12 protein-coding genes are annotated in these 13,434 nt (G+C 39.0%); 5 read left to right on the forward strand and 7 right to left on the reverse strand.

Annotation, left to right across the window (positions count from 1 at the left end):
• Window positions 1–135 precede the first annotated feature (135 nt).
• Together H3299_RS10555 and H3299_RS10560 are read right to left on the reverse strand one after the other, a co-directional pair.
• Window positions 136–537, reverse strand: coding sequence for a hypothetical protein (locus H3299_RS10555; RefSeq protein ID WP_182417625.1), 402 nt, complete (start codon window positions 535–537; stop codon window positions 136–138).
• A gap of 160 nt (window positions 538–697) precedes the next feature.
• Window positions 698–1,453, reverse strand: coding sequence for a 16S rRNA (uracil(1498)-N(3))-methyltransferase (locus tag H3299_RS10560; RefSeq protein ID WP_182417626.1), 756 nt, complete (start codon window positions 1,451–1,453; stop codon window positions 698–700).
• Window positions 1,454–1,702: 249 nt separating this feature from the next.
• Here H3299_RS10560 and H3299_RS10565 point away from each other — a divergent pair, with 249 nt between their 5' ends.
• Window positions 1,703–1,843, forward strand: coding sequence for a hypothetical protein (locus tag H3299_RS10565; protein WP_182417627.1), 141 nt, complete (start codon window positions 1,703–1,705; stop codon window positions 1,841–1,843).
• 176 nt (window positions 1,844–2,019) lie between these two features.
• Here the strand turns inward: H3299_RS10565 and H3299_RS10570 are convergent, their stop codons facing one another.
• Together H3299_RS10570 and H3299_RS10575 are read right to left on the reverse strand one after the other, a co-directional pair.
• Entirely contained in the window at window positions 2,020–2,847 is an 828-nt protein-coding gene (locus tag H3299_RS10570) for an aldo/keto reductase (RefSeq protein WP_182417628.1), read from the reverse strand.
• Between the two features lie 396 nt (window positions 2,848–3,243).
• On the reverse strand, window positions 3,244–5,124 hold the full coding sequence (locus H3299_RS10575) for an AsmA family protein (protein ID WP_182417629.1): 1,881 nt from the start codon (window positions 5,122–5,124) through the stop codon (window positions 3,244–3,246).
• 401 nt (window positions 5,125–5,525) lie between these two features.
• Here H3299_RS10575 and clpB point away from each other — a divergent pair, with 401 nt between their 5' ends.
• Window positions 5,526–8,126 (forward strand): ATP-dependent chaperone ClpB, encoded by a 2,601-nt coding sequence (gene clpB, locus H3299_RS10580; RefSeq protein ID WP_182417630.1) that lies wholly within the window; start codon window positions 5,526–5,528, stop codon window positions 8,124–8,126.
• A 64-nt stretch (window positions 8,127–8,190) separates the two neighbouring features.
• Here clpB and H3299_RS10585 read toward each other — a convergent pair whose 3' ends face one another.
• Entirely contained in the window at window positions 8,191–9,024 is an 834-nt protein-coding gene (locus H3299_RS10585) for a hypothetical protein (RefSeq protein WP_182417631.1), read from the reverse strand.
• Between the two features lie 603 nt (window positions 9,025–9,627).
• On the opposite strand from H3299_RS10585, the gene H3299_RS10590 reads away from it, so the two are divergent.
• Window positions 9,628–9,984, forward strand: coding sequence for a hypothetical protein (locus H3299_RS10590; RefSeq protein WP_182417632.1), 357 nt, complete (start codon window positions 9,628–9,630; stop codon window positions 9,982–9,984).
• Here the strand turns inward: H3299_RS10590 and H3299_RS15740 are convergent.
• Together H3299_RS15740 and H3299_RS10595 are read right to left on the reverse strand one after the other, a co-directional pair.
• Window positions 9,981–10,103, reverse strand: coding sequence for a hypothetical protein (locus H3299_RS15740; protein WP_256434227.1), 123 nt, complete (start codon window positions 10,101–10,103; stop codon window positions 9,981–9,983). The two genes, H3299_RS10590 and H3299_RS15740, sit on opposite strands and share 4 nt — an antisense overlap.
• Window positions 10,104–10,370: 267 nt before the next feature.
• Window positions 10,371–10,973 (reverse strand): rhodanese-like domain-containing protein, encoded by a 603-nt coding sequence (locus H3299_RS10595; protein ID WP_182417633.1) that lies wholly within the window; start codon window positions 10,971–10,973, stop codon window positions 10,371–10,373.
• A 280-nt stretch (window positions 10,974–11,253) separates the two neighbouring features.
• Between H3299_RS10595 and H3299_RS10600 the strand changes: the two genes are divergently transcribed.
• Window positions 11,254–11,862 carry a hypothetical protein gene (locus H3299_RS10600; protein ID WP_182417634.1) on the forward strand — a complete coding sequence of 203 codons (609 nt, stop codon included), beginning with the start codon at window positions 11,254–11,256 and terminating at the stop codon, window positions 11,860–11,862.
• A 191-nt stretch (window positions 11,863–12,053) separates the two neighbouring features.
• Window positions 12,054–13,274 (forward strand): argininosuccinate synthase, encoded by a 1,221-nt coding sequence (locus tag H3299_RS10605; RefSeq protein ID WP_182417635.1) that lies wholly within the window; start codon window positions 12,054–12,056, stop codon window positions 13,272–13,274.
• The last annotated feature ends 160 nt before the right edge of the window (window positions 13,275–13,434 follow it).

Here is a 13,434-nt window from a genome sequence, read left to right on the forward strand (position 1 = left end):
CCGAACATATCTAACCTTGGCACTAATATTATTTTCATGCTGTTTAAAAAAAATTGAACCCGATAATTATCAACAATCACACTTACATTGGCCTATGAGCGTTTTTTATTATCGAACTTTTCTAGAGCAAAATTTTCAATTTTTAGATTTAAAGATTAATGGCCACATTTTTTCATCATAAGGTGTAACTTGATATGTAAGATTACTAGCAATAAAATAAACTTCTGTATTCTTAAAGATATCAATTATCTCAATTTCATCGACCTCATCATTAACTGTAATCGTTAAACAATGAAGTCCACCCATTTCTTTATATTTAATTCCATTGGTTAGCCATGAGAAATTGTTGCCATTTACTTGCGACAGCTTGCACTCTTTTATATCGCTTAGAAAAATATCGAGGACGATCCTATTACCAATTTCATCTTTTACAAATGTGGTCAATTTTATATCGCGTAAATCATTGGTAAAATGAACCTCATATAGAACTCCATCATAGCCATAATTAATTTTATCTAAAAAAGCACTCAAACTCACAGCAATTCATGATAGTCTATTTTCATGTTTTTTATCAATCCGTTATAATTGCAATACAGCATCTATTGCCGCAAGATATCAAAATAACAATTTTATGCCTTTATAGTTGTTTATGACTATTCCATAAAAACTTGAGCTTACAAATACATAATTTATGTTATTATAGCCAATCACCAAGCGTAACACCAATTAACGCAAGGGCAACGACAGCTGCTGTATCAGCTCTTAAAATACGTGGTCCAAGGGGGATGGCGTGGGCAAAAGAGCAGCTACGGATTAATTTTCTCTCACTATCACTAAATCCACCTTCAGGACCAATAATAACCCCTAACGGCCCGCGCGATAATTTTTGTAATATTGGCAAGGGATTATCGCCTTCTGCAGCCTCATCACAAAAAATCAAATGTCGTTTTTCATCCCAATTGGCTAAAAGCCGATCTAAACTTATAGGTTCTAAACAAGAGGGTACAGCAAGAATGCCGCATTGCTCGGCAGCTTCGATAATATTGGCTTGCATACGCTCAATATTCAACCGATTGACCTGAGTATGCTGGGTTAAAACTGGCTGAAGGCTGCTTGCGCCCATTTCGACCGCCTTTTGCATCATATAATCAAGGCGCGCATGCTTTAACGGCGCAAAATAATAAGTAAGATCAATTGGCTTTGGCTGCTGTCTTTCAAGTGTTTGCAATTCAAGCACAAGCGCTTTTTTCGAAATATCAATAATTTTGGCTCGCCATTCACCATCACGGCCGTTAAAAACCAAAACCTCATCTCCCAAAACCATCCTTAAAACATGGACAAGATAATGGGTTTGCTCCTTGGCCAAAGCAAGTTTCACACCCGTAGCCGATAAGGAATCATTTAAAAAAGTTTGATCGACAAAAAGCCGTTGCATTTTATAATTTGCGCGCATTTTTTAGTAACTATACCTTGCCGTTTTCAAGGTCAAGCAAGCTTATATCATGTCAACAACAAGGGAAGCGTTGCAGTAAGGACACAGCCGTTTGAAAACCAATATTTCGTTAGCATTTAGGTAAGAATTTTAATGACTAATGATTGTCGCCAGCAAAACTTCACGCTAAAGAAACAACATGTAATGACCAACCGATTTTGACCATTCAAATCTTTAAATCATACCATTTTAAAACAAGGGAATTTCGCTATGACCGTTAGTAAGGCAGCTTTTGTTACAGTCGCAATGCTGTTCACAATGATTATTATTTCAACTGTCATTAGCGCAAATAGCTCAAGCTCAAATGATACAGCCTTTGATGGTTATGGCGTTTCAATTTCAGAACAATAAATGCTAATTTACTTTTTATTATAGCCGATAAAATATATTAAATTCTACATGCTCCATATAGATTAAAATTCAAAATTAAGGCATTGGATATATTGCCCAACACCTTAATTATTAGTAATTTTTCATCATCTTATTCTGCTATAGAATAGAATATATTCATTTTCTATGAGCAAATATTATCCAACAAATGTATCAGGATCTGGTCCAGTGCGACCATCAGCTCCATCAAGACTAACAATTCTTTCATGATCGCCTTTGGTTAAACTAAAATCAAAAATATTGAAATTTTCCGCCATACGCTGCGGTGATATAGATTTTGGTATGATGACATTACCAATTTCAATATGCCAACGTAAAATAACTTGCGCAACAGTGCGGTTATGATTTTTGGCAATGTCAATAAGAATTGGATTATCTAAAAGGCTTCCACGCGCCAAAGGTGCCCAAGCTTCTGTAACAATATTGTTTTTTTCATGAAATATCCGCAAATCATTTTGCTGAAATTCAGGGTGCAATTCTATCTGATTAACCGATGGCACAACACCGGTATCTTGGATTAACCGCTCAAGATCACTAATTCTAAAATTACAAACACCAATGGATTTAACGCGTTTTTCCTTTTTCAATTGAATGAGCGCTTTCCACGTATCAACAAATAGATCTTTTGATGGCATTGGCCAATGGATAAGGTAAAGGTCGATATAATCCATGTTGAGGCGTTGTAAGCTTTCATCAAAGGCTCGCAGCGTAGCATCATAACCCTGTGCATCATTCCAAATTTTGGTCGCAATAAAAACATCGCCACGATTTACACCGCTATTGCCTATGCCGCGCCCAACACCTTCTTCATTATGGTATATTTTTGCTGTATCAATATGACGATAACCGGTATTTATTGCGTTTATTACAGCTTGATCTGTGTCCTTGTCATCAATCTTCCAGACACCGAAGCCTAGCTGCGGGATAGAATTTTTGTCATTTAAACGAATATTGGGTACTGGCATTTTAAATCCCTTTTACAATTTTAAAAATAGATTTTATTTGGATTGCCATAAGTTAATTATAATTTATTATATGGATTTCAACTAAACAGCCATTGTTAATGACTAGGGGCAAGACCTGTTAATTTAAAGCAATAAATTGGATAGGTAGATAAGCTTGAGCCTATATCATTTAAAACACAAACTTAGAGCCGTGTAGTTGGAGATTTTTATGATTTTATTTTAAAACCTGCAAACCAAATTACAAAAATATTAATATAAAAACCAAAAATCAAAATTGTCAAGCAAGTATAAACTTTTAAGATATTATGATGCTTATAGCTTTATTTATTAATTATAATGGACATTTGTATCATGAATTTGTCATTTAATATGAATGTACTATTCGATTACATTAGTCTATTCACTATCCATTACCAGTTTTTTAACTTGCAGTAAGTTCCATGCACCATTAACTTCAAACCGTTGCAAAGGTTTTAAGCTCAACTGAACACATTCAACGTCAATGCAATGTCCATTAACCCGCCTCGGACGATCAACAACGCCAGTAAAATCAACATCACCATTTTGCAATGAAGCATGCCCCGAAAATTCAATCAAATGATTATCAAAAGCCAAACCGGCAATATCCGTGTTGATAGCGCCATTTTCAATGCTTCCCTTGGCAATAAGCCGGAGAAAGCTTAACATCTCCTCATTGCCGTTCCAAAAGGGAAGGCTCGTTTCGCTCATTACCCCATCTAAAAACCGCGAAAAACTAAACCCAACAATTGAACCATTATTGCAATTCATATCAAATACGCCTTTCGCATTTAAAAATGCCTTGGACCAATGGGTAAAATCAGAGGTCGCATTCATAGTTAAATTGATTGGGCATTTTAGTTTTGCTTCCGAGCCAATGGCTAATTGTAATTGTTCCAAACTAACATTAGTGGTTGAAAGACGCGTTTCCAATTGGGTGACGTTGCCAAGTAGACCAATGATAATATTGCTTTGTAGCGTCCCATCAAAAACATTAACATTGCCGATGTCGAAGCTTAACCTACCATTACGCAATTGGGTTGATGCTGCAAAATTGGTTAAGGCAATAGATCCAATTTGCCCCTGAGGTGCTGAAACCCGTAAATCAAGTGAAAAGCGATTAAGAAATGACAAATCCGGAATAATATCACCAACAGACATGAAGGCGGGTACAATCTGGGTAAAATCAAGTGATTGAAATGCCAACGATCCAGAAGTTGACGGCAAATCACCAATAAATACTGTTTCTAAAGCGCCGCGTGCCTTATCATTGCCAAGGGTTAGATTTATATCATTCAATTCAAGTTTTTCAGGCGTTGCATTAAGGTTTGATTCCCAAACAACCGGCGATTGAATAGCAGCACCAAAACTTTTTGCCTGCCCAAGCCAATCCATGGTAACATTTAAGGCAGGTAATCGCGCGGCAACTTTACCACTTAAAGCAAAACGTTGCGCAAATTGGGCATCCCCCGTATAAGTCACACCACCACGATTAGAATTAACCGATATTCGCACCGTGCTCTTACCACTGGCCATTAGCATTAATGCTTGATCAGCACGCAAAGTCACTTCTGTATAAGCGCCATTCCAGCGACCATTGGCTTTAACCGATGCCGCAGAGGTGGAGGTTGGCCATGTAACCGTTGCATTGATTTCTTTAATTTCGCCTCGCGCGTCTTCGCTTGGCTTTTTGTCGGCACTGTGATTATCAATGGGATAGGATAATGTGCCATCTTGGATAAAAATACGGCCAAAAGGCTGGGTAAGCAAACTAGACAAATCAGCATTATTTGGACTTTGCGCAACAATTTCACGCGCTTGGCGAATAGCATTACCAAGACTACCATCGGAGCGAGCCAATGAAGCAAAAAAACCAGCAACAGTTTTGACCGGTTCGTCAACCGCAAAATGCGGACGGATAATACGGGTTTCAGAAAAACTGACCTTGCCTTGCAAAGCATCAAATAATGACAAATCAACTTCTATACATTCTGCCTCCATAAGCGGCCGGCTATCATCACTGGCATCACTTAAGCTAACGCCTTGTAGGGCGGCTTGCAATTTGGGGAAAAATGAAATTTTCGGTGGCTCACGCAATTGAACATTATAGCCCGTCCAAGTACTTAAGTCCTGTGCTAGGCGTATGCGTATTGCGTCCGTTGATATGAGATAAGGGATTGCAATAATTGCCCCAATAACCAGCACCGCCAAAATAGCCACTGTAAAAAACAGATATTTGAATATCCGGCGAATGCTCATGTAAAATGGTCCTGTCACAGCATAAGCGGCATTCACTCAATTGTGCGAATCCGCTGTGCATTTCGTTATAATTTTATTCATCACAATAAAACACACAATAAAACATTTGTAATTAAAGAAGAATAAAAATCCTTAGCTGCGCAAGAATAAATTTAATTTTTAAAACATAAACCCACAATTTAAAAAAGCATTTATTTTACCAAGGAGCTTCCCAAATATTAAAAAAAATTATCTGTTATCTCTTGCTGTCATTTAAAATCATTCCCATATCAGATTAGGAAAACAAGCTTGCCATAATGGGAGCTTTCAATTTCCACCAACCGTAATGCTGCATTGTTAAACCAGAGCCTATTTGAAATCTTCTCAAATATGTTTTCAGGTTGCGGGAAAGGGAAAATAAAATGAATTTAGAAAAATATACAGAACGAGTTCGCGGTTTTATTCAAGCCGCTCAAAATGCTGCACTTTCAGCTGATAATCAGCAGTTTTTGCCAGAGCATCTTCTTAAAGTGTTGATTGATGATAATGAAGGTTTTTGCGCCTCGCTGATTGAAAAGGCTGGCGGCAATCTTTCTGCAATTAAAACAGCACTTGATGCGGCTCTTAGTGCCATACCCAAAATTACTGGCGGCAATGGTCAGCTTTATCTTGCCCAGCCATTGGCAAAAGTTTTCACCACAGCTGAAGAGTTAGCCAATAAGGCTGGTGATAGTTTTGTAACCGTGGAGCGGTTATTGCAAGCTTTGGCTATGGAAAAAACTGCCAAAACCCATGAAATTATTGCCAAAGGTGGCGTAACGCCTAATGCTCTTAATAAGGTAATTAATGATATGAGAAAAGGGCGCACTGCCGATTCTGCCTCTGCTGAAAACCAATATGATGCTTTAAAAAAATACGCTCGTGATCTTACTGAAGATGCGCGTAATGGCAAACTTGACCCTGTTATTGGCCGCGATGAGGAAATTCGCCGTACAATTCAGGTATTGTCACGCCGCACAAAAAATAACCCTGTATTGATTGGTGAGCCGGGCGTTGGTAAAACCGCAGTTGTTGAAGGTTTGGCATTGCGTATCGTCAATGAAGATGTGCCTGAATCTTTGCGTGATAAATCTTTGCTTGCCCTTGATCTTGGTGCGATGATTGCTGGTGCGAAATATCGCGGTGAGTTTGAAGAGCGTTTGAAAGGCGTGTTATCAGAAGTGCAAGCTGCTGCTGGGCAAGTCATTTTATTTATTGATGAAATGCACACCCTTGTTGGCGCAGGTAAGACTGATGGTGCAATGGATGCTTCCAACCTTTTAAAGCCAGCCCTTGCACGCGGTGAATTACACTGCGTTGGTGCAACAACTTTGGAAGAATATCGCAAATATGTGGAAAAGGATGCTGCGCTTGCTCGCCGCTTCCAGCCGATCTTTGTTGATGAGCCAACGGTTGAAGACACGATCTCAATTTTGCGCGGCATTAAGGAAAAATACGAACAACATCATAAGGTGCGTGTATCGGATTCGGCTCTTGTTGCTGCGGCAACCTTGTCAAACCGTTACATAACCGATCGCTTCTTGCCTGATAAAGCAATTGACCTTGTTGACGAGGCAGCATCGCGCTTAAGAATGCAGGTTGATTCCAAGCCAGAAGAACTTGATGAGATTGACCGCCGCGTTATGCAGCTCAAAATCGAACGAGAAGCACTTAAGGTTGAAAAAGACACCGCATCGCGTGATCGTTTAGAGCGGCTTGAAAATGATCTTGTTGAGCTTGAGGAATTATCCAATGAGATCACAGCAAAATGGCAGGCAGAAAAGCAAAAGCTTGGCCATGCAGCCGACCTCAAGCGTCAGCTTGATGAAGCACGCAATGCTTTGGCTATTGCCCAACGCAATGGCGAATTTCAAAAAGCTGGTGAACTCGCTTATGGCAAGATACCAGAACTTGAAAAGCAATTGCATGATGCTGAAAGCCAAGAGGGGCGCACCTCAATGGTTGAAGAAACTGTGACATCAGAACATGTGGCACAGGTGGTTTCGCGTTGGACAGGTATTCCGGTTGATTCTATGTTAGAAGGCGAGCGCGAACGCTTGCTTCGTATGGAAGATGAAATTGGTAAACGTGTTGTTGGTCAAGGTGAGGCCGTGCAAGCTGTATCGCGTGCGGTTCGCCGCGCTCGTGCTGGCTTGCAAGATCCTAATCGACCAATTGGTTCGTTTATTTTCTTGGGGCCAACAGGCGTTGGTAAAACTGAGCTTACCAAAGCGCTTGCTTCATTCCTCTTTCAAGATGAAACAGCAATGGTGCGTCTTGATATGTCGGAATATATGGAAAAGCATTCCGTATCGCGCTTAATTGGTGCGCCTCCCGGCTATGTCGGCTATGAAGAAGGTGGTGCATTGACTGAGGCCGTGCGGCGGCGTCCCTATCAAGTTGTTCTTTTCGATGAAATTGAAAAGGCTCACCCTGACGTATTTAATGTGTTGTTGCAAGTATTGGATGATGGACGGTTAACTGATGGACAAGGGCGTACAGTTGATTTTCGCAATACCTTAATCATCATGACGTCCAATCTTGGGGCAGAATATTTGACCCAGCTTGGCGATGATGAAGAAGCAGAAAAAGCTCGTGAACAGGTAATGAGTGTGGTTCGTGCAGCATTCCGCCCAGAATTTTTGAACCGTGTCGATGAAGTTATTCTTTTCCATCGCTTGCATCGTTCAGAAATGGGGGCAATTGTAAATATTCAGTTGCAACGATTACAGTCCTTGCTTGATGACCGCAAGATCACTTTGGATATTGATGAGGATGCTCGTGAATGGCTTGCTGAAAAAGGTTATGACCCAGTTTATGGTGCGCGCCCACTTAAGCGCGTCATCCAGCGCGAAGTGCAAGATCCATTGTCTGAGCGCATTTTAATGGGCGATGTCTTGGACGGCTCTAATGTTCATATATTGCGCGGCTCAGATAGGCTTAATTTTAAGCCAAGCCCTGTTTTTGCTGAAAAAGCCGAATAAAACAAAAAAACCGCCTCGAAAGAGGCGGTTTTTATTTATTCTTTAAAAATAATCATTCGTTTAATTAATGGGAAATCCATTCAGGAATAAAATATACTGTCCCATTAAAAGGTACTGTGGTTTGCCCTGTGCTAGTAGTAATGGGTACTTCTACGCAATTTTCATTTTCTAGCTTAGCAACTTTATCATTAATATCAGTATTTATTTCAAGGGCACGAAAACCATTGGAATAGCTACCAAGGCTAATTTTACGCTTTAACACCATTTGATAGCTATAGCATTGTTCATTTTGTTTAACATGGGTAACGGTTCTATCCATTACCAATTTGGTCAATTCTGAATCATCAGGGCTTGCAACATTGCCAAGGCCAGCCTTAAATTCATTGTCACGCTCTATCAACAAATAAAGATCGCGTCTTGCTTCTTTAAGGTCTGGCGTTGTTCTTTCAAAATTCATCTGTACGGCGGTTGCACGCTGATCAGGACTTAGCTGATAAAGCGTATCATCGATTGAAATGCTGGATAATTTGGCATCACCTTCAATAATTGCATTTTTTTGAATAAGCTGCTTGGTTACTTTACCGGTTTTAGTGCCAGCTAAGATAAAGGCAATGTCATATTGACAATTTTTTTCGCATTTTTCCTGCCCTTGTGAGGGACGCAGCAAAGTAATATAAGTCATGTCAATATGGTTTGGCGAGGGACGACAAGAGGCAAAGGCCAAAGTGTCAAACTTTAACGCCTTGGCAATATCTTGCACAAATGGCAAATTGCCATCTTGACCATTATTTTGGCAAACCAAGCCATCCGCCTTGGCAAGCCCGATACCACTTAAACCCATAACACTTAGAGATAGCAATGCAGCAAAGGCTGCTTTTTTCATACCATTTTTAATCATTTAAAATGCCATTTATAAAAGAAAGACTCAATCCAACGCCAGTCCAAACCAAGAAATAATACCGATATTATAAAGGGTTGAAAGAAGATAAATGCGTGTATTGGTTTATCCCTACCGTAGACTTTGCACGCATTATAACCGCTAATGATTAACATTCCCATCTTTAATGAAAAATAAGCTGAAAAAGCACTTCACATTTAATTCATAGCATTAACAAGCTGTTTCCAGCATTTAATCGGGTATTTGACAGCTAAACGCTCAAAAGGCAGTTGATTAATACAATAAAACATCGCTAAATCACCATCTCATTGGTTTAAATATTTACAAGACATTCACCTCTAAACATAAGATGAAGTGCAAAACATGCTTTATATTTTTACATTAATTAATATTCTTATATTTGCGCGCCAAGCCTTAACCTGCAGACGAGGTGACGCGATTTATAGCGTTATCGGTTTTATATTAAGCGGCATAATCATTCTTCTTTTTGCATATTTTGCAAAAATGCCTATATGGAATGAGTTTAACCAAAAGATTATCAACTTTAAACTTTATTTTGCTCTTTTTTGTTTTGTATTCGGCTTCATTTGCATTGTCGGCAAAATGGCATCGCTCAACCGAATTAATGACCAACCAATGTGGGCAATAAAACCATTGAATTTTATTCTTGGTATTATACTTGGTTTCAATGTTAGCTTTCTGTTTGCGTTGCATGATAGCGAAATACTACTTATTGAAAATTTGAATAGCATTCCAAATGGTCTTATTATCCATAATATGGTTGTGTTGTTTATCTGTGCGATAATTGCGCTAAGTCTTATTTTAGTTTTAACGTCAAAACCTGTTTATCGTAGCCTAAGGCGTTACCAAGATGTGATTGATCCGGTATTTGGTACTTTATTTGCAGGATTTGGCATCTGGATTGTCTTGGCTGTCGCGCCCTTACGCTTGTATGGTTAGCGTAAAATAATATTATCCGCTTCTCTATCTGACTTGACAGCTTCGCCATATTCAATAGCTTCACCTTTGCAACCAGCATGTTCATAATTTTCCAACTTTCCATAAACTAGCTTAACCATTTGTGTTCTCATATGGTACACTGTTCGTACCGCAAATATTAAATGAATTACTTCAGCACGTAAGAAGTGATTGCGCAAAGAATGATTTTAAAGCCAATTTTATATTTCGGCACTTTGATGCAATCATCTGCATTCAGACCAAAAAAGTTCGCTATTGTTTAAGTTGTTGGAATATTAAGAAGCGGTTTTTGGCGCGCCGCTTCAAAGGTGATTATAGTACAATCAACCGTTAGCTTATTTCAACTTGAGCAAACTACGCTCAAGCCTTTACTCATTGGATGAATTAACTTCCCCTTCAAACACAATACGCGGATCAGTAACTGGCACAAGATCAGCTAATTCATAGACATTGGTATAACCATAGCCATATAGATTTATGTAGGTTTGCAAATTAAGGGCCAACATAATCGGCAAACTTGATCCTATCGCCTGCTGATTTATTGCAACCTTTGATGGGAAAGCGCTTGCCAACAAAAGATTATTTTCCTGCCCACTAAAATTATTGTTGCAGTAAATTAAAATAGTGGTGTTTTTATCCGGAATGATCCTTTGCAAAGCCGCTTGAGAAAAATCTGTAAAATCAAGGTTAGTTGCACCTTTTAAATGGGCAATACCAAATGCTCGCGCGGAACGGGCATCCAGCAAAATAACATTATCTTTACGCGAAAGCTCTAAAAACTCATCAAGATGTAAAAGCCGAGTGCTACGATGAGGTTGAACCTCTTTGGCAAGCACAAGAAAATTATCCAAATCAACTAAGGATGGGGGAAGTTGCTCTACACTTACTGAAAGCTTAGAGGTCGTTTCACCTGCAAAAGCTAGCGAAAAGCCAAACATAAATATAAATAAACTTGCAATTATATTTTTCACATTTACATCCTAATATAAATATTTCTCTTAATCATACGTTGCCGTATGATAATTTAAAAACCACTATGTAACACAGAGGACTATATTTATAAATCATTTTAAAAATGCAGATCTTTTTTCTAATTATAGAATTTTAATCAAAAATTACTTTATCTTACTAATTATAGCGTTTTTATGACCATCACCTAGGCAAAAGCATTGGCTTAAAATAAATATTGCCAAATTTATAATTAATTGGGATATAACAAGATCCACCAATTTTTAAAGACATGGATATTTCATGCATTTTTTCATATTACAATTTTTGGGTAGTTTCGCTATTTTTATGGCTCTTACCCAGCTTGTTATGTGCGTACAGCCGCTATTTTTTATCCGTCAAGCAGTGCTTGGCGGGCGTTATGCAAGCATTATTTCTGTTGCAGGCTTTTTCATAAGCGGCATGATTGCTAGCTGTCTTCTTGGCATGTTCCCTGATATCTATCTTGATTTCATTGAACCTTATCGAACTTATTTCATTCTTGCGCTTTTAGCCTTTTGTTTTTTTTATTGCTTTATCTGTCTAACTGGCCGTTTTACACGATTTGATCAAAATAGATTGCCACTATTTTTTGTTGGTGCATTTCTTGGTATAATTAATTTTGTTTTTTGTACTGCATTTCTTATCATGTTTTCAATTTCATTAGGTCGTATCGGCGTTACGTCTTATATTTTTGAGAATTTTGCCATAAGCATTGGTGGTGTTTTCTTAATTCTTACCTTGGCTTATTATTATCTGATTTTACTCTTAACCCTTGCACCAATCGAAAACAAATTAAGCCAAAAGACGCAATATTTAGACCCATTTTTTGCAGTTGGTTTTGCACTTATAGGGTTTTGGTTGCTTCCTTAGATGTTTACAGTGATATGATCCCATATAATTCTTTTTCAAATTTGATAATATGTAAAAAGACATTGTCTTTAAGTATTAAAATCGGTTAAGATTTAAACAATGATTTTTCGAGTTCTATTGCCTGCACATCAGCAATAGCTTGTTAAAACAAATATATGTTCAACCATTAACAATAAGCCAGGCCTTTTGAAATGAACAAATTCAAAGATGTAAAAAAAGTCGTTCTCGCCTATTCTGGCGGTCTTGATACTTCGATCATCCTAAAATGGTTACAAACCGAATTAGGTGCAGAAGTTGTCACCTTTACCGCTGATCTTGGCCAAGGTGAAGAGCTGGAGCCAGCACGCCGCAAAGCTGAAATGATGGGTATTAAAGAGATCTATATCGAAGATTTGCGCGAAGAATTTGTTCGTGATTTCGTTTTCCCCATGTTCCGTGCCAATGCCGTCTATGAAGGTGTTTATTTGCTTGGCACATCAATTGCCCGCCCGCTTATTTCACAACGTCTCATTGAGATTGCCCGCGATACAGGGGCTGACGCTATTGCCCATGGCGCAACAGGTAAAGGCAATGATCAGGTGCGGTTTGAACTATCGGCCTATGCGCTTAATCCAGACATTAAAATCATTGCTCCTTGGCGCGATTGGGCTTTCAAAAGCCGTACAGATTTGATTGAATTTGCTGAAGCTCATCAAATTCCAGTTACCAAAGACAAGCAAGGCGAAGCGCCATTTTCGGTTGATGCTAATCTTTTGCACTCTTCATCAGAGGGCAAAGTATTGGAAGATCCGGCACAACCAGCACCTGAATATGTGCATATGCGCACCGTTTCACCTGAAGCAGCCCCTGATAAAGCCACAACCATTACTATCGGTTTTGAAAAGGGCGATGCTGTTTCCATTAATGGTACACGTCTTTCCCCTGCTACACTTTTGGCAAAGCTTAATGACTATGGTCGTGAAAATGGCATTGGTAGACTTGATCTTGTCGAAAACCGTTTTGTTGGCATGAAATCACGCGGCATTTATGAAACGCCTGGCGGCACAATTCTTCTTACCGCCCACCGTGCAATTGAATCAATTACTCTTGATCGCGGTGCCGCCCATTTAAAAGATGAGTTAATGCCGCGCTATGCCGAACTTATCTATTATGGTTTCTGGTTCTCACCAGAGCGTAAAATGTTGCAAGCAGCGATTGATCTTAGCCAAGAACATGTTGAAGGTGAAGTAACCTTGAAGCTATATAAAGGCAATGTCATGGTTGAAGGCCGCAGCAGCAATAAGTCACTTTACTCAGACAAATTGGTAACCTTTGAAGACGATCAAGGTGCTTATGACCAAAAAGACGCTGCTGGTTTTATTAAGCTTAATGCTTTGCGTTTGCGCACCCTTGCGGCCCGCAACCAAAAATAAAGCTTAACCGCTTAAAGTTTTATAATAATTCTTAGAGCGCATTTCGATCTGATTGGATCAGATCGGCGCTCTAATCCATTGCTTATAGCGCGTTTTTTGTCCGAAAACCGCTTCACACTTTTCGAAAAACGCTCTAAAAGCAGCCTACAAAATAGGCTGC

The sequence above is a fragment of the Bartonella sp. HY038 genome, from assembly GCF_014117425.1.
Taxonomy (GTDB): Bacteria; Pseudomonadota; Alphaproteobacteria; order Rhizobiales; family Rhizobiaceae; genus HY038.